The sequence below is a fragment of the Myxococcus dinghuensis genome (assembly GCF_024198235.1).
Classification (GTDB): Bacteria; Myxococcota; Myxococcia; order Myxococcales; family Myxococcaceae; genus Myxococcus; species Myxococcus dinghuensis.
Map to the genome: position 1 here is coordinate 172,760 of NZ_JAKCFB010000003.1, position 19,376 is coordinate 192,135.

The 19,376-nt window shown below is 68.9% G+C and carries 18 protein-coding genes and 2 pseudogenes; 8 read left to right on the plus strand and 12 right to left on the minus strand.

Annotated features, from left to right (window positions below; all coding sequences use genetic code 11):
* Positions 1 to 72: 72 nt before the first annotated feature.
* Complete coding sequence (locus LZ198_RS05690; RefSeq protein ID WP_253970855.1) at positions 73 to 1,365, plus strand: citrate synthase family protein; 1,293 nt, start codon at positions 73 to 75, stop codon at positions 1,363 to 1,365.
* Between the two features lie 260 nt (positions 1,366 to 1,625).
* Entirely contained in the window at positions 1,626 to 1,904 is a 279-nt protein-coding gene (locus tag LZ198_RS43605; protein WP_407667380.1) for a HEAT repeat domain-containing protein, read from the plus strand.
* Here LZ198_RS43605 and tnpA read toward each other — a convergent pair.
* The 3 genes and pseudogenes from tnpA to LZ198_RS05700 form a co-directional block, all read right to left on the minus strand.
* Positions 1,790 to 2,026 carry an IS66 family insertion sequence element accessory protein TnpA gene (gene tnpA / locus LZ198_RS43610; protein WP_407667381.1) on the minus strand — a complete coding sequence of 79 codons (237 nt, stop codon included), beginning with the start codon at positions 2,024 to 2,026 and terminating at the stop codon, positions 1,790 to 1,792. The genes LZ198_RS43605 and tnpA overlap by 115 nt on opposite strands.
* 350 nt (positions 2,027 to 2,376) lie before the next feature.
* Positions 2,377 to 2,631, minus strand: coding sequence for a hypothetical protein (locus LZ198_RS05695; protein WP_253970856.1), 255 nt, complete (start codon positions 2,629 to 2,631; stop codon positions 2,377 to 2,379).
* A gap of 300 nt (positions 2,632 to 2,931) precedes the next feature.
* Positions 2,932 to 3,234 (minus strand): annotated as a pseudogene (locus LZ198_RS05700) (integrase core domain-containing protein); the annotation flags it as partial.
* A 41-nt stretch (positions 3,235 to 3,275) separates the two neighbouring features.
* Here LZ198_RS05700 and LZ198_RS05705 point away from each other — a divergent pair.
* The 4 genes and pseudogenes from LZ198_RS05705 to LZ198_RS05720 all read left to right on the plus strand — a co-directional run.
* Positions 3,276 to 3,530: pseudogene (locus LZ198_RS05705) on the plus strand (helix-turn-helix domain-containing protein); the annotation flags it as partial.
* Positions 3,531 to 3,575: 45 nt separating this feature from the next.
* Positions 3,576 to 3,998: a transposase gene (locus tag LZ198_RS05710; protein ID WP_253971101.1), complete on the plus strand. Its 423-nt coding sequence runs from the start codon at positions 3,576 to 3,578 to the stop codon at positions 3,996 to 3,998.
* Between the two features lie 483 nt (positions 3,999 to 4,481).
* The gene (locus LZ198_RS05715) at positions 4,482 to 4,874 is read left to right on the plus strand and encodes a hypothetical protein (RefSeq protein ID WP_253970857.1); all 393 of its coding nucleotides are present in this window, start codon (positions 4,482 to 4,484) and stop codon (positions 4,872 to 4,874) included.
* Positions 4,875 to 5,396: 522 nt separating this feature from the next.
* Entirely contained in the window at positions 5,397 to 5,711 is a 315-nt protein-coding gene (locus tag LZ198_RS05720) for a hypothetical protein (protein WP_253970858.1), read from the plus strand.
* A gap of 80 nt (positions 5,712 to 5,791) precedes the next feature.
* Here LZ198_RS05720 and ychF read toward each other — a convergent pair whose 3' ends face one another.
* The 6 genes from ychF to LZ198_RS05750 form a co-directional block, all read right to left on the minus strand.
* Complete coding sequence (gene ychF / locus LZ198_RS05725; protein ID WP_253970859.1) at positions 5,792 to 6,907, minus strand: redox-regulated ATPase YchF; 1,116 nt, start codon at positions 6,905 to 6,907, stop codon at positions 5,792 to 5,794.
* A 45-nt stretch (positions 6,908 to 6,952) separates the two neighbouring features.
* Positions 6,953 to 7,504 carry a F0F1 ATP synthase subunit B gene (gene atpF / locus LZ198_RS05730; protein ID WP_253970860.1) on the minus strand — a complete coding sequence of 184 codons (552 nt, stop codon included), beginning with the start codon at positions 7,502 to 7,504 and terminating at the stop codon, positions 6,953 to 6,955.
* A 133-nt stretch (positions 7,505 to 7,637) separates the two neighbouring features.
* Entirely contained in the window at positions 7,638 to 7,871 is a 234-nt protein-coding gene (locus tag LZ198_RS05735; protein ID WP_253970861.1) for an ATP synthase F0 subunit C, read from the minus strand.
* A 137-nt stretch (positions 7,872 to 8,008) separates the two neighbouring features.
* A complete protein-coding gene (atpB, locus tag LZ198_RS05740) occupies positions 8,009 to 9,046 on the minus strand; it encodes a F0F1 ATP synthase subunit A (protein WP_253970862.1) in 1,038 nt (345 codons plus the stop codon).
* Positions 9,046 to 9,453, minus strand: coding sequence for a hypothetical protein (locus LZ198_RS05745; RefSeq protein ID WP_253970863.1), 408 nt, complete (start codon positions 9,451 to 9,453; stop codon positions 9,046 to 9,048). Before LZ198_RS05745 ends, atpB begins: the two co-directional genes overlap by 1 nt.
* Entirely contained in the window at positions 9,450 to 9,716 is a 267-nt protein-coding gene (locus LZ198_RS05750; protein ID WP_253970864.1) for an AtpZ/AtpI family protein, read from the minus strand. The genes LZ198_RS05745 and LZ198_RS05750 overlap by 4 nt, the downstream gene beginning before the upstream one ends.
* Positions 9,717 to 10,038: 322 nt before the next feature.
* On the opposite strand from LZ198_RS05750, the gene LZ198_RS05755 reads away from it, so the two are divergent.
* Positions 10,039 to 10,557 (plus strand): YbhB/YbcL family Raf kinase inhibitor-like protein, encoded by a 519-nt coding sequence (locus tag LZ198_RS05755; protein ID WP_253970865.1) that lies wholly within the window; start codon positions 10,039 to 10,041, stop codon positions 10,555 to 10,557.
* Between the two features lie 260 nt (positions 10,558 to 10,817).
* On the plus strand, positions 10,818 to 13,424 hold the full coding sequence (locus tag LZ198_RS05760; RefSeq protein WP_253971102.1) for an ATP-binding protein: 2,607 nt from the start codon (positions 10,818 to 10,820) through the stop codon (positions 13,422 to 13,424).
* A gap of 1 nt (position 13,425) precedes the next feature.
* Here LZ198_RS05760 and LZ198_RS05765 read toward each other — a convergent pair whose 3' ends face one another.
* From LZ198_RS05765 to hemL, 3 genes are all read right to left on the minus strand, one after another.
* On the minus strand, positions 13,426 to 14,595 hold the full coding sequence (locus tag LZ198_RS05765; RefSeq protein WP_253970866.1) for a DNRLRE domain-containing protein: 1,170 nt from the start codon (positions 14,593 to 14,595) through the stop codon (positions 13,426 to 13,428).
* A gap of 322 nt (positions 14,596 to 14,917) precedes the next feature.
* Positions 14,918 to 17,929: a protein kinase domain-containing protein gene (locus LZ198_RS05770; protein WP_253970867.1), complete on the minus strand. Its 3,012-nt coding sequence runs from the start codon at positions 17,927 to 17,929 to the stop codon at positions 14,918 to 14,920.
* Positions 17,913 to 19,208, minus strand: coding sequence for a glutamate-1-semialdehyde 2,1-aminomutase (hemL, locus tag LZ198_RS05775; protein WP_253970868.1), 1,296 nt, complete (start codon positions 19,206 to 19,208; stop codon positions 17,913 to 17,915). Before hemL ends, LZ198_RS05770 begins: the two co-directional genes overlap by 17 nt.
* Between the last annotated feature and the right edge of the window lie 168 nt (positions 19,209 to 19,376).

The following is a 19,376-nucleotide window of genomic DNA, read 5'->3' on the forward strand; positions in this document are numbered from 1 at the left end:
ATGGGATGGCGCGCGCGTCTCGACAGACAATCGAGTCGAGTCGACACTGGAGGTCCTGGAGGTTGGTGAGACATGAGTAGGCGCAAGGGCGGACGCTCTCAATCTCGATTCGACCATCGACCTGAGGAGGAGTTGCTGACGGCGGTGGAGGCGGCGGCGCTGTTGGGGGTGAAGCGCGCGACGCTCTACACGTACGTCAGCCGAGGGCTCGTGCGGTGCGTGCCTGAGACGGGCACGAAGGAGAACCGCTACGTCCGGTCCGACCTGGAGCGATTGAAGACGCGGCACGACGCCCGCGCGGGGCACGCGGCGGTGGCGTCGGGTGCGTTGCGTTGGGGTGAGCCGGTCATCGACTCGTCGGTGTCACGGGTGGGCGCGGAGGGGTTGGCGTACCGGGGGCATTCGGCGGTGACGCTGGCGATGGAGGGGCGGAGCCTCGAAGCCGTGGCGGAGCTGCTGTGGTCCGGGGTGCTTCCCGCGGGAGAGGTCGTCTGGCCCGCGGTGAAGGCGCCCTTCCCTGCCTCGGAGGTGGCGCGGTTGATTCCGAAAGAGACGCCGCCGCTGCTGGCGCTGGCGACGGTGGTTCCGTTGCTGGGGGCCCGGGATGCGCTGCGCTTCGGAGCGACGCCGGAGAAGGAGCAGGAGCGGGCGCGCGGGCTGCTGCGTCACCTGGCCGCGTGGGTCTGCGTGGCACAGGCACCGGGGCGGGTGGCGCGGGCACTGAAGGCGAAGACGATGGCGGAGTCACTTGCGGTGGCGTGGGACGTCCGGGACGCGCGGGCGCCGACGTTGTTGAACCGGGCGCTGGTGATGAGCGCGGACCACGAACTCAACGTGTCGACGTTCACGGCGCGGGTGACGGCATCCTCGGGAGCGGACCTGTATGCGTGCGTGAGCGCGGCGCTCGCGGCGATGTCGGGACATCGGCACGGTGGGGCATGCGACCGGGTGGAGGCCTTGCTGGCGGAGATTCGCCGACCGGAGCGCGCGGCGGCGGTGGTGCGGGAGCGGCTCCGTCGGGGAGAGAGTGTCCCGGGGTTCGGGCATCGGCTGTATCCAGACGGAGACCCGAGACTGCCGCCGCTCATCGAGGGAGCGCGCGCGTTCCGTCCAGAGGCACCAGGGGTCCGCATGGCGAGCGCGGTGCTGGAGGCGATGCGGCAGGCCGGACACCCTCCTCCGGCGTTGGACTACGGGTTGGTGATGGTGGCGGATGCACTGGGCCTCCCCCCGGGAGCCGCCGCCACGATCTTCGCCGTCGGACGGGCGGCGGGCTGGGTCGCGCACATCCTGGAGCAACGTGCGCAAGGACACCTGCTGCGCCCCAGGGCCCGGTACGTGGAGCCGATGGACGCGCCCAAGTAGGGGATGACAGTGCAAACAAGCACGGATGAGGGACTTCGTGAAAAAGCGTAAGCCGTTGTCGGAGAACGAGCGCGAGTCGGCACTTCGAGCCATCGTCGGACAGGAGCCTGACGCCATGGTCGAAGCCGCCAAGGTGCTCTCCACGGATGCATCGACAGCCCCCAGGCTTCTCGAGCTCCTCGAGAAGGAGACGCGGGCCGAAGCGCGACGCCATTCTCCATGCGCTGACCTGGCATGGAGACCTCGCGTTGTGGGGCCTCATGGTCTCCATCCTCCTGGACCGGAAGGAGGACCCCAAGGTCCGGGGGCAGGCCTCGGAAGCATTGGGATACGGCTTCGCGAACTTGAAGACGACGTCCGAGAAGTTCCTGCAGGGCGTCAGCGCCTTGCTCGAAGCGCTCGGAGAGCCCTCACCAGAGGTTCGTTATTGTGCTGCCTTCGCATTGGGTTGCACAGGGCATCCGCCACTCTTGCCTGTCCTTGAGAAGATGCGGGCGGACCAGACTCCAGTCCCAGGGGGCTTCTTGCCCTTCTTGTAGAGCCAGTACTGCAGCGTGCCCAAGGACAAGTCGTGCTTGGCCACGAACTCCTTCTGCTGCAGCCCACTTGCCTCGAACTCCTCCACCCACTTCGGCCACTCATCCGGATTGGGTCGTCGCATGCCCCAACAACCCGCGAGGCGCGCTCAATTCAGGACGCCCGCCGTCGGTCGGTTACCAAGGGACTGCTCGTCCGGATTTCCGGCAAGTCTCGCCGCTCCGACCAGGAGCAAGAGTTCGACGCGGCCTGATGCAACCCCTCCGCAGCACTGACGGCCGGCAAGCCTCGCGCTCTCGCGATCGCTCCGCCGGCCGTCCTGCTTCCACTGATCGTGGCTCACGCGATCGAAATGCCGCGCCTTCTCAAGATCGTCTCCACTCCCGGGGGGCTCCACACAATGTGCGAGAGAGCCACGAAGCCGAGGCAACTCCAACCAGCACAGCCCTGACTTTCGTTTAGGGGCTGTTTGCTTTAAGGCCATCCCTGGTCTACTTTTTGGCCGTTGTGGAAAATATCCATATCGGCTCCTTCGGAGTCAAAGCTGTAGACAATGATTCGACCCTCAAAAATCTCAACCTCGAGGGGGAGAGAGATATCTCCTTCCGCCACGACATCGAACGCGACGCCGGGGGGCAATCGATACTGCCCTGTCCATGGCTCCAAAACAACTTCAAGCGCATCTGCTGTGGTGTTTCTCAGCTTAAGCGTTACCTTTGTGTTCGCCATATCGTCTCCTTTGATGCCGATAAACTGGCTCAGGACTCCCAGTCTTTTATGACAGGCGTGGCACTAGTATAGCGCGTAGCGAGATATGCGCCAAGTGCAAGCACGGGCGTCAGGCTGTGCGGCGCGCTGCTTGGGAGCCAAGGACTGAGCGCCTATTCCTTCGATTCCCTCAAGGGGAAACCCAGCGTGGTGCCTTCCGGTAGTACCCCCTTCTTGGTGAGGAGTTTCCCCTTTGTCAGCAATTCATCTGTCATACCCTTCAACCGCAATATGGAGTTGCCCCCGTCAAATCGGACAGGGTCAGTGGGGTGAATTCGCGAGCCGAAACTCGCGGGGGGAGAGCATCTTCAGGGCCTTGTGGGGGTGCACGGCGTTGTAGTCGTCGAACCAGCGGGGCAGCTGCTGGAGGACCATCTCGGCGCTGTCCAGGCGGTTCAGGTACACGGAGTCGCGCTTGAAGCTCTTCACGAAGGACTCCGCCATGCCGTTGCTCTCCGGCGAGTAGGCCGGCGTGGTGCGGATGAGCAGCCCCAGGCTGGCCCCGAATTCGCGCGTCGGGTGGGCCGTGAAGGCCGGCCCGTTGTCGGTGAGCCATTCAATCGGGTGCGGCGCCTGGCGGCTGCCCGCTCACCATGCGGCGGTGCATGGCCGTGGCGGCCGTGGGGCGGGGAGCCTCATGCAACGCCGCAGCCCGGGAGTTGGGTTGTGCCACCTCCACCGTCGTCAGTGCAGTGCGCCGCTACCGGGAGGAAGGACGCGGAGCGCTGCGAGACAGGAGGGAGGGCCACGGCCAGCGCAAGGTAGACGAGCGATTCCGAGAGAGGCTGGCGCGGGTGCTGGTGGGAACGCCCGAGGACTGGGGCTGGTGCCGGCCCACTTGGACACGGGAGTTGCTGTGCCTGGAGCTTGAGCGCCGCGGGCTGCCCCAGGTGTCCGTGGCGACCATGGGTCGTGCGCTCACCTGGCTCGGCGCGCGGCGCAAGGCCGCCAGGCCCATCGTCGAGTGTCCCTGGCCCGCGTGGAAGCGTCGGGTGGTGGTGGCACCGGGCAACAACCAGAAGCGCTTCCTGGCCGGAGCGTTGAATGTCCGGACGGGAAAGCTGACGTGGGTGGAGGGCAAATCCAAGGCCAGCGACCTCTTCATCCAGTTGCTCTGGCGGCTGGCGGGGGAGTACCGGCGCGCCCGCCGCATCCACCTCGTGCTGGACAATGCAGCGGTCCACACCAGTCAGAAGACTCGCAAGGCGCTGGTCCAACTCAGAGAGCGCATCGTGCTCCACTTCCTGCCGCCCTACTGCCCCCAGGGCAACCGCATCGAGCGCGTGTCGCTCGACCTGCACGCCAACGTCACGCGAAACCACCGCTGACCATGGCCCAGCTCATGGTGCGGGTACATGCCTACCTCGACGCGCGGAATGCACAGCGCTCTGCCTGTCCATCCCTGCGGCGAGTCGACCTCAGGCGCGCCTCCTGACGTCGTGCGAGAATCGAGATCGTTGGTTTAGCTCCGAAGGACAAGCTCTACGAACTGGCAAAGGATTTCTGGAATTGGTACCACCGCAAGGTGAAGCGGCCTGGAGATCCTGACCTCTCGAAGGAGGAGGCAGACGCGCTACACGAGGAGTGGAAGCAGCTCGGCAAGCCAGGGCCAGACTCGAAGAAGGATTGGGACTCCCCGAACCTCACAATCGGATTGGAAGACATCGTCGAATCTCTCTTGCCAGACATCTTGTCTTCGTCCGACGTGGCCTGCTCGACCATGGACTGCGATTTTGACCAAAACGGACTGCCAGACCGTTGGGAAAGAGAAGAAATGTGTCGATAACCATGCACAAATGGAGAGAACGGCCATGACCATCGTCATCTGGCGCGCTTCAGGAGCTAGCTTCGATATCGATGCCTTCCTGCGCCACTTTCCAGCCCTCAGTCCAGATGCCACATGGCGCAAGGGAGAGATTGGGGTCGGTGGCCGAGTTGCCACCGACTCCGGGTTCAACAAGACTTTGTTCGAGGCAGCCTCTTCCGAAGTGGTTTCGGCGCAAATCGAGAAGGTGTTGTGGCAGTGGCGAGACGTCGCGGAAACACTGGTCGCACTAGGTGTTGCCCCAATGCTCGATGTTGGGCTGGTGGTCGGTGGTGAGCGCGCCTTCACCGCCAGCGTCTTCATTGACGCGAAGGCACTTCAGGTCTTGGCAACGCTGAAGATTGGGCTCACCGTCTCCGCATACCCGTCCAACGACTGAAGGCTCGTATCCCGGCACACAACCTGTACATTCCGGACTCCCCCGCTGCTTGGCTCTGGCTCCTCGGACACCGAGGGCCAGACGCTCGCGCGAGGAAGGACTCGTGTCACAAGGAAGCCCATCACGCATCATCACACTCCTCATCGCCCTGAGCCTGTCCCTCTCCGCCTGCTCACGGACAACAGCGGTGGTCCCGCGAGAGGATGGGAAAACCTGCACGGTGCGCCTCGAGGACACGGACACGCATGTCGCCGCAATCCGTGGCCGCCCCTGCGCCTCGATAGCTCTCCCCCATGGCCGGTGTCGCGCGAACGACTTCTTCTCCTCGGACATCTGCTCGCCCACCTGCGACATCTACGGCGGCATGGCGCTCTGTTACAGCCCAGCCCACATCGAGGTCGTCGCCTTCGCGGACCTCACCGCTGGCGAAGGAGACGCCCTCCTCCGCACATGCCACTGGTGAGCCCGCCCCTGTCACCTGCCAACCACCCGCACAATCCCCGGTTGGCTCCAGGCGCCACCGTGTACACACTGCGCGCCGTGGATCCTCGACGCACCTACCCCCGCTTCGCCATCGCCTCGCTGCTGGGCAACGTCGCCTTCCTCGGCTCCTGGGGCGTCCTCCTCACCCGCCCCCCGGGCTGGCTCGTCGTCGGCGTCATCCTGCTCGTCGCCTTCGTCGTGCTGCGCGTGGGCGGCATGTGGCTGTACGCCTCACGGCAGACGGAGGACATCCCGCGCGTGCGCCGCGCGGCCATCTTCACCACCGTGCTCGCCGTCGTCGCCGTGGGCCTCTGGGTCTACACCGCCCTGCGCGGCCCCCGCGTCGTGCTCTGAAACGGCTCGCGGGCGCCCTCCTTGCCGGAAAGCGCCCGCGGGGTGCGTCATGGCTGGCGGCTCCAAGGCCGCGCACGCCATCAATTGCCGTGGCGGAAGTGCATGCAGTCGCCGTCCTGGACGACGTACTCCTTGCCCTCGATGCGGAGCAGGCCCTTCTCCTTCACGGCGGACTCACTGCCCAGTTGCACCAGGTCCTCCCAGCGCATCACCTCGGCCTTGATGAACTTGTGCTCGAAGTCCGAGTGGATCTTGCCCGCCGCCTGCGGCGCCTTGTCGCCCCTGTCGATGGTCCACGCGCGGCACTCCTGCTCGCCCACCGTGAAGTACGTCCACAGGCCCAGGAGCTTGTAGCCCGCCCGCACCACCTTGTGCAGACCCGGCTCCGTCAGCCCCGCGCTCTCCAGGAAGCCCGGGCGCTCGGTCTCCGGCAGCTGCTGGATTTCCGACTCCAGCGCCGCCGCGAGCACCACCACCTCCGAGCCCTCCTTCGCGGCCATCTCCTTCACCGCGGCGACGTGCTTGTTGGCGTCCTCCTTGCCAATCTCGCCCTCGCTGATGTTCGCCACGTACAGCACGGGCTTGTCCGTCAGCAGGAACAGGTCGCGGATGACGGCCAGCTCCTCCTCGGACAGCTTCTGCGCGCGCACCGTCACGCCCGAATCCAGCCCCGCCTTCACGCGGTCCAACACCACCAGCTCGGCCTTGGCCTCGTCGCCCGCCTTGCCGGCCATCTTGGTGTTCTTCTGCGTGCGCTCGCGGCGCTTCTCGACCGTCTCCAGGTCCTTGAGGCACAGCTCCGTGTCGACCACGTCCCGGTCCCTCACCGGATTCACCCCGCCCTCGACGTGGGTGACGTTGTCGTCCTCGAAGCAGCGCAGCACGTGCAGCACCGCGTTCACCTGGCGGATGTTGCCCAGGAACTGGTTGCCCAGGCCCTCGCCCTTGGAGGCGCCGCGCACCAGGCCCGCGATGTCCACGAACTCCAGCGACGTGGGGACCTTCTTCAGCGGCTTGATGAGCTCGGACAGCTTGTCCAGGCGGTCATCCGGCACCGGCACCACGCCCACGTTGGGCTCGATGGTGCAGAAGGGGTAGTTGGCGGCCTGCGCGCGAGCGCCCTCGGCCGACAGCGCGTTGAACAGGGTGGACTTGCCCACGTTGGGCAGCCCGACGATGCCGATGGAAAGACCCATGGTGATTCCCTGGAACAAACGCGCCGGGGGGCGCGCTTCCCCGGACTAGGCCGAGCGACGCACGCCGGCGTTGCCGGAGCCGCTCAGCGGGAGGCCCTGCACGAACTGCTCGGCCAGCGCGCGGTGCTTGCTGTCGTCCATGCGCTCGTTGACCAGCTTGCCCGCCACTTCCATGGCCAGGTCCACCGCCATGGCGCGGACCTCGGCGATGGCCTTCGCCTTCTGCTCGTCGATTTCACGACGCGCGCTGACCTTGAGCTCCTCCGCCTCCTTGCGGCTCTTGGCCATCAGCTCCTCGCGGAACTTCTCCATCTCCTGCTGGTTGCGGCGCGTCTCCTCGGCGGCCTGGCGGCGCGCCTCGGCGATGGCCGTCTTCTGGTCGGCCAGCAGCTTCTCCGCCTCGGCGCGCTCACGCTTGGCGCTCTCGATGGCGGCCGAAATCTGCTTCTCGCGCTCCTCCACCAACTGGAGGATGGGTCCCCACGCCTTCGACCGCAGGACGAAGAAGACGATGACGAAGGTGACGAGGGTCCAGAAGATGAGGCCCGGCTGGACGCTCACGAGGCTGCTGGCGGCGAGGACGGAGGGCAGGAACATGGCGACGTGTCCGGCGTGAGGGAGGAACGGCAGAGGGAACTTCAGGTGCTGCTTCCGGGGTGACACCGGCACCCGCGACACGTGGCCACGGGCACCGGCGCCCCTACCGGCGATGAAGCGAACCGCGCTGGAATCAGGCGGTCTTCGTGGCCAGCAGGATGCAGACCACCAGCGCGAACAGCGTGGCGCCTTCGATGAGGGCCGCGGCGATGATCATCGAGGTGCGGATGTCGCCACCGGCGGCGGGCTGACGGCCCGTCGCGTCCATGGCGGCGGCGGCCAGCTTGCCGATGCCGAGGGCGGCGCCGATGATGGACAGACCGGCGCCAAGGCCGGCAGCGAGGAAGGCAAGAGCGAGGTTGGTCATGGCGGTGCTTCTCTTTTCGTAGCGAGGACCCGCTTGTGGGGGGGTCGTGATGGCCCTTCAGGACTACCTCTGGCGACCTTTCGAATCGCCAGGTCTTCGACCGGGGCGCCGGACCGCTGGCGCCCCGCCAACTTGTCTCAGGCGTGCGCCTTGCCGTGGTCGTGGCCCGCGCCGCCCTCGGCGTGGCCGTGGCCCTGCTCACCGTGGCCGTGGTCGTCGTGGTGGTGGCCCGTCGCCACCGCCATGCCGATGAACAGCGCCGACAGCAGCGTGAACACGTACGCCTGCACGAAGGCCACGAACAGCTCCAGCAGGTAGATGGCGAACGCGAAGGGCACGCTCACCACCGCCACCCCCGGGTGACCGAGGATGAAGATGAGGCCCAGCAGGAAGAAGAGGACGATGTGGCCCGCCAGCATGTTGGCGAACAGACGCATCGTGAGCGCGAAGGGCTTGGTGAACAGACCCAGCACCTCCACCGGAATCATGATGGGCCACAGCAGCGGGTGGACGCCACCCGTCAGGTGCTTCAGGTAGCCGCCCAGGCCCGCCGCGCGGATGCCCGCCGCCTGCGTCACCAGGAAGGTGCAGATGGCCAGACCCGCCGTCACCGCCAGGTTGCCGGTGGCCGTCGCCATCCAGGGCACCAGGCCCAGCAGGTTCATGAAGAGGATGAAGAAGAACGCGGTGAGGAGATAGGGCACGTAGCGCGGGCCGTCCTCCTTGCCGATGTTCTTGATGGCCATCTCGTCCCGGACGAAGAGGACCAGCATCTCGATGAGGTTGGCGCCCGCGCCCCGGGGGACCAGCTTCGTCTTGTCGCGGTTGCTCCAGATGAGGACCGTGCCCAGCAGCAGCAGCGCCGCCAGCCACATCATCACCGTGTGCTTGGTGATGGAGAGGTCCAGGCAGCCCTCACCCAGGCCCGGAATCTGGGGGCCGTGGTCCGTCATCTTCGGCTCGCACGAGCCCACCCGGATGGGGGGGATGGCGCCCAGGTGGATGGGCTTGCCGAGCGGGACCTCCAGCTCGAAGTCGTTCGAGTCGGAGACGTGGTGGAGGATGTACTCGGGAGTACTCGGCTCGTGACCCTCGCCGTGCCCCTCCGAGGACTCGGAGGAGGCCCACGCCGTGGCCACGAACAGACTGGCGAACAGCACCATTGCCTTGCGCATCACTCGTCTCCGCCCGCCGCGCCCTTGGACGCGGCCATCACGTAGCTCACTTCAATCCACTGCAGCGCGAAGTAGACGCCGAAGAAGCCGATGATGAACGGCACCGGCTCCATTCCCCGCGACAACATCCCCAGCAACCCCACCAGCACCGCCAACGCGCGCAACCCGAAGACCACGCCCACCGCCACCATCGCCGCCTTCAGGTCCTTCTTCACCGCCCGCCGCTTCATCAGCAGCGCCACCACGCCCGTCGCCGCCGCCAGCCCCACGCCCCACAACGCCGAAACCTTGTTCTCCACCACCTGCGGGAACAGGCCCGCCACCGCCGCGCCCACCACCGCCACCCCGGCCGCCAGTGCCGCGTGGCTCCGGAACGTGTCGCCGCCGCCCTCGCCGTGCCCCGTCACTTCCGCTTCCCCAGTCGGGCCATCTCCCGGAGGAATCCGTAGAAGCCCACGCAGATGCCCACCAGGCTCAGCCCCACCATCAACCAGGGGCCGGTCTTCAGCGCCTTGTCCAGCCAGTAGCCGCCCAGCACCCCCACCACCGCCCCGCCCACCAGCTTCCAGACCGCCGCGATGTAGGGCTGCGCCGCCCGCATCTGCCGCGCCGTCTCTCCCAGCTCGCTGCCGTCCGAACCGACCTTCTCCCTCGGCTCCTTCGCTTCCATTCGGACGCCTCCCCAAACCTCGGGAAAAGCTCGGATTTCCCATGCCACCCGATCCAACCCCACCACGCGCGGGCGCCGCTTAGCATCGAATGCGCGGCAGGTGCAACCGTTCCCCGTGCCTGGAAGGCCCTGGCCCCGAGGTGGGAGCCAGCCCCCCGCAAGTCCGGCTACCTCCGCCGAGAAGGCCCCCACACTTGGAGCCCCTGGCATCCGGGGTCCCGCCCGCCCTGGGGCCGTGCCGCCGGGCGCACTTCCCGCCGCTCATCCGCGCCGGCCCCGGGGCGTCGCCAGCTTGCCCCTAGCCGTGAATCCCGGAGGTCCCATGCCCAAGCCGCTGTCGCTGTCGTCCCCCCGCTTCAAGAACGGTGACCTCATCCCCATCGCCTACACGGGCGAGGGGGAGGACATCTCCCCGCCCCTGCACTGGGAGAACCCGCCCGCGGGGACCAAGAGCCTGGCGCTCATCGTCGAGGACCCGGACGCCCCGGACCCGAAGAAGCCCCAGCGCATCTACTGCCACCAAATCCTCTACAACATCCCTCCGGGCACCCAGACGCTCCCCGAGGCGGCCGAGCCGGACGTGCTGCCCCCCGGGACGCGGCAGGGGCTCAACGACTTCGGGAACATGGGCTACGGCGGCCCCATGCCCCCCATCGGGAGGCACCGCTACTTCTTCCGGCTGTACGCGCTGGACTCGGTGCTGCCGGACCTGGGCCGTCCCACCCGGGCCGACCTGCTCAAGGCCATCGACGGGCACGTGCTGGGTCAGGCGGAGCTGGTCGGGCTCTACGAGAAGACGCACCACCGGGGCGCGGGGACCCATCCGGGCGCCTCCGCCTGAGTCACCCGCGTCGGGCACGGGCGGGCCACGCCCTCGGGACGGAGGCCCGCCCGACCCGCCATGGCCTCACATTCCTGTCACGGCGGACCACCACCCGGTCGGCCAAAGGCAGGCAATGACGTAAGGGAAAACCCCAGGCTGTGGTCTGGTCATCGCTCCAACCCGCCGCCCACTTCTCCACCCTTGCATGGGGTGGAAGAGTCAGGGCCGCCGTGAATCCATCCATCCGGGCCGGGGCGCCCTACGCCCCCTTCGATGAGATGTCCGTGGGCGTTTGCGTCATCCGCGAGCGCCGCTTCGTGTATGTGAATGACGCCCTGGGGACTTTGGTAGGCCATCCCCGCGAGGCGCTGGTGGGCCAGCAGGCGACGCGGCTGCTCAGCGAGGCGAGCGTGGCGGAGATGACGGAGCGCCACTCGCGGCGGATGCGAGGCGAGCCGGTCCCCAGCACCTACGAGACCGCCCTGCGCACGACCACGGGCGAGCGGTACGTCGAGATGACGCTCATCCCCAGCGGGCCGGACTGGGTGGCGTTGGTGCGGGACGTGACGTCGCGGAGCCAACGGCGCGCCGTGCTCCAGCGGCTGGCGGAGCTGGGCGCCGGCCTCCCCGCGCTGCGCACCGAGGGCGAGGTGCTGCGCCGGATGTTCTCCGGGCTGGAGGAGCTGGGGCTGGCGTTCGCGTGGCTCTCCCCGGAGGGCGCGGGGCTGCGCCTGGGCCAGACGTTCGTGCCCACCGGGATGGTGCCCCCGGGCGCCCCGGCGCTGAGCGGCCGGTGGGTGCGGGACATCGTGGGGCGCTGGCCGTCCCTGCTGACGCGGGCGTGGAGGGAGGGCTCCGCGTACTCGACGGACCTGTCCCAGGAGTCGTTCCACTTCCTGGAGGGCGCCCAGGCCGACGGCGTGCGGGGCGCGCTGCAACGGGTGGGGCCCTTCCACACCATCGCCGTGCGCATCGACGTGGAGGGCTGCCCCCGGGCGATGCTCGCGCTCGCGGATGACTGGCTGAGGGAGGAGGAGCTCGCGCCCGTGCGCCTGTTCGGCGCGCAGATCTCCGCCGCGCTGGACGCGGCGCTCACCATCTCCCGGCTGTCCGCGCAGAACACCGCCCTGGCCGCGCTCAACCGCCTGGCGTCGGAGGCGGCGTCCGCGCCCCACCCCCGGGCCTTCTTCGGCCCGGGCACGGAGGAGATCGTCGGCCTGGTGGCCTGCGACGCGGTGGCCATCCTGCTGCCCATCGAGAGCGAGATGGAGCTGGCCTACGCCAGCGGCGTGGACCTGGAGGACGCGGACACGCGTCGCTTCGCGCGGCTGTGGCTGTCGGGTGGGCTGTGCGCCCAGGCCCAGCAGGAGGGCGCGCCGCTGGTGGTGGACGTGCGCCAGTGTCCGGCGGTGCTCGAGGTGGAGCTGTCGCGCCGGGGCTTCCACACGGTGGTCGTCGTCCCGCTGCGCGTGCGCTCGCGCGGCGTGGGCACGCTGTGTGTGCTGTTCCGCGAGCACCGGCACCTCACGCCGCTGGAGCGCGAGACGCTCCAGGCCATGGGGAGCCACTTCGCGGCGGCCATCGAGACCCACCGGCTCCTGCGCGAGCTGCGCGGGCGCGCGGAGGACCTGGCGCTCCTGCACGAGGTGGCCAAGGCCCTGGCCACCACGCTGGAGGTGGACAAGCTGCTGACCACGGGCGTCACCAGCCTGGCGCGCATCGTCGACACGCCGGACGCGTACGTCCTCATGCCCGACGCGGCGGGCGAGTGGCTGGAGATTCGCGCGGTGAGCGGCAACCACCCGGAGCTGCTCGGCGGCAGCCTGCCCGCGGGCATCCCCGACGCCTCCGCCACCGGGCTGGCGTTCCTCACGCGGGAGCTCGTCAACGTGGAGGACGCCACCACGGACGTCCGCGTGGACCAGACGCTGCGGGAGCAGGCCGGGGCGCTCGCCTTCCTCGTGCTGCCGCTGGTGGTGCACGAGCGGCCCGTGGGGGTGATGGTGGCCTCGGAGACGCGCCGCGCGCGCCGCTTCACCCCCGCGGAGGTCGAACGCGCGAGCGCCATCGCCAACCAGCTCGCGCTCGCGCTGGAAGGGGCGCGGTTGGTGGAGGACTTGAAGGACAGCTACGTGGAGCTGGCCCGGACGCAGGAGCAGCTGGTGCGCCGCGAGCGGCTGGCCGCCCTGGGCGAGCTGTCCGCCGTGGTGGCCCACGAGGTGCGCAACCCCTTGGGTGCCATCTTCAACTCCGTGGCCTCCATCCGCCGCATCATGGGCCCGGGCAGCCCGGCGGAGCCGCTGGTGGACATCGTCGCGGAGGAAGCGGACCGGCTCAACCGCATCGTCGCGGACCTGCTCACCTTCGCGCGCCCCCCCGCGCCCCATCCCTATCCCGTGCCGCTGACGCAGTTGGTGGAGGACGCGGTGCGCGGCGCCCTCGCGGAGTCCCCTGGCGCGGTCCACGTGGAGCTGGAGTTGGAGGACAGCGTCCCGCCCGTCACGGTGGATGAGCGGATGATGCGTCAGGCCTTCCTCAACCTGGCCATCAACGCGGTGCAGGCCATGCCCCAGGGTGGCAGGTTGAGGGCGACGGTGCGCAGGGCGGAGGGCGCGCACGAGGTGCAGGTGGAGTTCAGCGACACCGGGCCGGGCATCTCCGCGGAGGTCCGGGCCCGCATCTTCGAGCCCTTCTTCACCACCAAGGCCAAGGGCACGGGCCTGGGGCTCGCCGTGGTGAAGCGCATCATCGAATCCCACCAGGGACGACTCACGCTCGACTCACAGCCGGGCCATGGCACGTGCTTCCGGTTGTATCTGCCATTGGACCCTTCCTCCGGGCAGGCTCCGGACGCAAACCCTCCCCGCGCCCGGAGCCACCCTTGAGTCACGGCGTGTACGTCACTTCGAGGTGCGGGCGCTTGGAGGCGTCCTCGGCCTCGCGGGAGTGGTAGTAGCTGATGTACCCGCTGCTGGAGATCCGCAGGGAGATGCGCCGGTCGATGGCATCCGACGCTCCCTGCACGGCGGGAATCAGCGCCGGACTGTCATTGACGCCCACCTGTTCGTGCGGGTCGGTGGCGTAGCCAGGGAACCAGAGGAACCATGCACCCAACGGCTCCCCGGAGATGGCCGGTTGCTGATCGAACGTCAGGCTGTATTCGCCCCAGGAGTTGTCTGGCACGAGGTGCGTATAGGTGTTGCCGTCGCCCCCAGGAGACGCGCCGCGCGTCGCCGTGGCGGAGAACTTCACGGACTTGATGACCGCGCCCGGAGGGATGCTCGCCAGGTTGAAGCGCAGGAACGAAGTCTCGGGCCACCCGTAGAAGACGCCCAGCTCTTGCGAACCACCGAAGTTCGTGCCGCGCTCCCAGTAACTCCCGGTGATCCGGGCGTCCGCCTCCGGCTCGAGGACCGTGACGACGTCAGCCAGCTCGTATTGGACGACGAGCTTCGGGCGCTGGCTCGCATTGGAGTACTCACGCGAGCGGTAGCGCGTCTTGTAACCCGGCGAGTGAAGCCGGAAGCTCACCTGCTTGTCGCCGTCCAACTCGCCCTGCACCACGGGGATGAGCGCCGGACTGGAGTTGACGCCGAGCTTGTCCTCGGGCGTGAGGTCGTACCAGAGGAACCACTCACCCGACGGGGTGCCCGCGGACGCGGGCCGGTTGGCCCAGGTGATGCCCGTCTCCGACCACGAGTCGTCGCTGACGAAGCTCGTGTAGACACTGCCATCCCCACCGTAGGCGTATCCATCGTAGGCCAACGCCGACAAGGCGACGGACGTGATGCGCGCGTTCGAGGGAAGGCTGCTCAGGTCGAACTTCAGGTAGGCCTCGGCGTACTGACGATTCACGACCCACGCCGTGTTGAGCCCGAAGTTCTTGTCCGGGGCGTCGGGCGTGACGTACGCGTCCGCCACGGGCGACAGCGTCAGGGTGCCGGTCTCCAGCGGCGCGGCCTGCGCCGAAACAGGGCCACCACTCCCTGGCGGGGGTTGCTCCGTCGCGGGAGACGCGCCGCACCCCGCGACCGCCAGCGCCAGCAGGGTCGACACAGCAGGGGGATATCCCCTTGAGACAACAAGGTGTTTCAAGAGACTCATCAGGTCTACCTTTGCGTGAAAGAGCGTCGTTGCTCTTCCTCGTTACCGACACACCCTCTCCAGACCTTATTCAGGGGTGCCTCTCCGCACGGAATCAATCTCAGGGACCGCAAGGGTGATATCGACCCACGCCGCTGAGCCATTCCCTCACATGGAAGCGAGAACTTCCTTGACCTGTGTATGAGGGCGCACCAGCAGCAGCCCGTCCTCGTGCTCAGGAATATTCATTCCGCGCGATGGACAACCCGCCACTCGCGGGACCGAGGACGACGGGTCAGCGCCACAACCACCAGACGACGCTCAGTCCCAACAGACAGGCCCCCGCGAAGAGCGCGCCGGCGATCCACAGGCGCGGGCCCTGGAGCCAGGTGCCCGTGCGTGTCGGCTCGGGGACGGGCAGCTCGCCGTCACCGGTGATGGCGCGGACGAGCTCCAGGCGCTTCGCCTCGATGGCCGCGGTGTCCACCGTCTGGGAGATGTCGATGCCGAAGCCCACCTGGGTCTCGCGGGGGACACGTCGGTTCGCCTTGTAGCGGGTGCCCTCCATCGTCGGTGTCACGGTGTCCTCGGCGCGACCGGGATACAGCGACGCCTTCGTGCCGGAGGGCCGCTCGGAGGCCTCGGCGATGGCGACGAGCAGCTTCGCCGCGTCGAGCGCCTCGGTCGCGTCGGGAGGGGCCTTGGACTCCGGAGCGTTCACCGAGGGGCCGCGCACCGCGCCGTATCGCGAAGTGCCCGACACACCCTCCCCGGAACCCAAGGGAGGCGACGCGTCCCACGCGGCGGAGCGTCCCCGGCGCAGAGGAGAATCCACGGCCGTCACCTCGTCTTCGCCAGGACCTGATTGCGGAGCACCTGTGACGTGGGAGGCAGCGCGAGGGCCGACGGCGGTGGTCTCGTCATCTCCGGTGCCCTGCGATGACGCCTGGGACGAAGGACCCGCGGCGGAACGGGGAGCCACGACGGTCGATTCATCCTCGTCGTGCTCCGCCACGCGCTTCGTGCCGGGCAACGGGGGTGGAGCCACGGCCCTCGAGGAAACGGGCGCGGAGGCATGATGTCCCGGGGAGAACGGCCTGTCGCCGCCCTGCCTCGCGGGAGCACGAGGGGCCACGGTGAGAGGGCCGACGGTGGTCGGCTCGTCTCCGCCCGAGGCGTACGGCGGCAGCTGCGCAGCGGACTCGGCGGAGCCCACGGTGCCCGTCCTGGGCGGCGCAGTGTGAGGGAGCTTCCTCGGGTCATCGACGGCGGTCGGCTCGTCCTCGCTCGACAGGAACGCGCTGCCTGTCGGCGGATGACTGGAAACAGGTCTGCTTCCCCGAACAGGCACGTCATCCGCCCCACGGACACCAGCAGGGTCCGTGTCGTGCGAGCCCCTCGCAGGGGACGGCCCATCATCACCTGGGCGCGATGGGACACCCGTACTTCGCGCGGCGACCTGAGGACCCTGCGGGCTCGTGCCGATTGACGGCTCTGCCCCTCGCGAGGAACCCTGGCCCGGAGAGACCTCGGTGCGCGTCGGTTCATCGTCCGACGCGGCGCTCACGCGCTCGGAGCGCGCCGGCTCCTCGACCACAGTGGAGTCCTCGCCGCCCGAGCCACGCTCGCCCGGAGTCTGTCCCGAGACCTCCGTCCGCGTGGGCTCGTCGTCCCCAGGCCCGAGGCGGACCCGAAGCGCGTCGGAGGACAGCGCCTGCGTCGGGGCATCGTCCTGGACTCCCGACACACCCTCGTGAGTACGCGACGTCCCAGATGCCTGGAGTCGAGCACGCACCTGCTCGGCGGAGCTGGCTTGCGTCGACTCGCCGCCCTGCGCCCCGGGCGCATCCATACGAGCCCGAAGCTGCTCGGCGGAGACCGCCTGCGTCGACGCACCCGCCTGGGCCTCGACCTCGGCGACACGCGCTCGAAGCTGCTCCGCGGACAGCGCCAGCGTCGACTCGCCGCCCTGCGCCCCGGGCGCATCCATACGAGCCCGGAGCTGCTCGGCGGAGACCGCCTGCGTCGACGCACCCGCCTGGGCCTCGGCCTCGGCGACACGCGCGCGAAGCTGCTCGGCGGACAGCGCCAGCGTCGGCTCGTCGTCCTGGCCTGCCGGGGCGCCCGCGCGGGCACGCACGTGGTCGGCGGACAGCGCTTGCGTGGGCGTGCTGTCGGACCCGCTCGGCGGTGGCCCGACACGCGCGCCCTCGGAGGCGATGAAGTCATCGGGCGTGATGACCGCGTTGTGCTCGAACGCCAGCGCCGTGGGCGGCGCCAGCGCCGCCGCGAGCCCGGGGTCCGTCCCCGTGCGCCCGGACTCCTCTCGCAGCAGCTCCCGCAGCAGCGCCTCCTCCGCCTTCTTCTCGCGCGGGAACACGAGCCCCATCAGCCGCGCGACCTCCGCGTCCCCCACCCCCGGCGCCAGCTTCTCCTTCAACCGCGCCAGCTCCGCGCCCATCGCCGCCGCGTCCGGGAACCGCTCCGACGGCTCCGGGGCGAGCGCCCGCACCAGGAACGCGTCCACGCTCGTGGGCAATCCCTGGCGATAACGCCCCGCCGACTCCCACTGCGGATACGCCGCGCGCCGCCAGCGCTCCACCGGGTCCCCGCGCTGCGGCAGCGTCTTCCACGCCGACAGCTCCCACAGCAACACGCCCACCGCGTACACGTCCGCGCGCCGGTCCACGAAGCGCTTCCGCGCCTGCTCCGGCGACATGTACGTCAGGTTGCCAATCACCACCCGGGGCGCGGTCTGCTGCTCCTTCAGCGTGGACTGCGCCGCGCCGAAGTCGATGATCTTCACGTCGCCCGCGTAGCTCAGGCAGATGTTCGCCGGGGACAGGTCCCGGTGCACCAGGTGCAGCGAGTGGCCCTCCTCGTCCGTCGCGTCGTGCGCGTACGCCAGGCCCTCGCACAACCGCTGGCCCAGGTGCAGCAGGACGCCCAGCGGCATCATCTTGCCCAACTGCCGGAGCCGGTACGTGAGCCGGCTGAGCGTCTTGCCCTGCACGTACTCCATGGCGAGGTAGAGCTGCCCCTCCTCCTCGCCCATCGCGTAGACGCGCGCGATGTTCGCGTGCTGCAACCGCACCACCACGCGGGCCTCGTCCCGGAAGCGGCCCACGAACTGGGGGCTCGCCATGAGCTGCGGGAGGACCTTCTTCACCACGCACGCGCGACGCGGGGCCTCCTCTCGCGCGAGGAAGACCTCCCCCATCCCCCCGGCGCCGATGCGGCGCACCAGGGTATAGGGTCCGAAGCGGACGGGCCCCGCGAGGGGCTCCGGCTCAACCGGTCTGGCCAAGCGAGCGGAAGGCCTTTCTCGCCGCCCCGAGCACGTGCGCCACCTCCGCCTCGCCGATGGCCAGCGAGACGAAGGCCGCTTCGAACTGGCTCGGCGGCAGGTACACGCCCGCGTCCAGCATGGCGTGGAAGAAGCGACCGAAGCGCGCCGTGTCGGACGCCTTCGCGCTCGTGTAGTCGAACACCGGCGTGTCCGTGAAGAACACCGTCAGCATGCTGCCCACGCGATTGACGGTGACGGGCACACCCGCGGCCTTCGCCTCGGCGATGAAGCCCTCCTCCAGCATGCGGCTCACCTGCTCCAGCCGCGCGTACGTCCCCGGCGCCGCCAGCGCCTTCACACACGCCATGCCCGCGGCCACCGCCACCGGGTTCCCGGACAGCGTGCCGGACTGGTACACCGGCCCGGCCGGCGCCACCTTGCGCATGATGTCCGCGCGGCCGCCATAGGCGCCCAGCGGCATGCCGCCGCCAATCACCTTGGCCATCGTCGTCAGGTCCGGCTTCAGCCCGTACAGCTCCTGCGCGCCGCCGCGCGCCAGCCGGAAGCCCGTCATCACCTCGTCCAGCACCAGCAGCACGCCGTGCTTCTGGCACAGCGCCTGGAGCCCCTGGAGGTAGCCCGGCTTCGGCACCAGCACGCCCATGTTGCCCACCACCGGCTCGATGATGGCGCAGGCGATGTCCTTGCCCTTCTCGTCGAAGAGGCGCTCCACGGCCGCCAGGTCGTTGAAGGGCGCGGTGAGCGTCAGCTTCGCCATCGCGGCCGGCACGCCCGGCGAGTCCGGCAGGCCCAGCGTCTCCACGCCGCTGCCCGCCTTGACCAGGAACGGGTCACCCGCGCCGTGGAAGCAGCCCTCGAACTTGAGGATGTGCTCGCGGCCGGTGAAGCCACGCGCCACGCGGATGGCCGCCACCGTGGCCTCGGTGCCGCTGGACACCAGCCGCACCATCTCCACCGCCGGCATGATGCCGCAGATGAGCTCGGCGAACTCCACCTCGTCCGCGTGCGGCGCCCCGTACGACGTGCCCCGCCGGGCCGCGTCGATGACCGCCTCGATGATGGGCGGGTAGGCATGGCCGAGGATGAGCGGCCCCCAGCTCCCCACCAGGTCGACGTAGCGGTTGCCGTCCACGTCGGTGAGCCACGCGCCCGCGCCCTCACGGAAGAAGACGGGGTCGCCTCCGACGCCGCGGAAGGCGCGCACCGGGGAGTTCACTCCGCCCGGGATGCGCGCTTGCGCTCGGGCGAACAAGGCCTGGCTGTGAGCGTGATTCATGGATGGCTCCATAACACGCGGCGGGACGACACCCTCGCACTGTCTCATCCCCTCCCATGCCCGTCCCTTCTCCGACCCGTCGGCATCGGATTATGGACACGCCGCGTCGGGCCTCCGGGGCGTTTCCCTGGAAAATCCCACCCCGGTCGAGGTTTCGTGCGAAGCAGG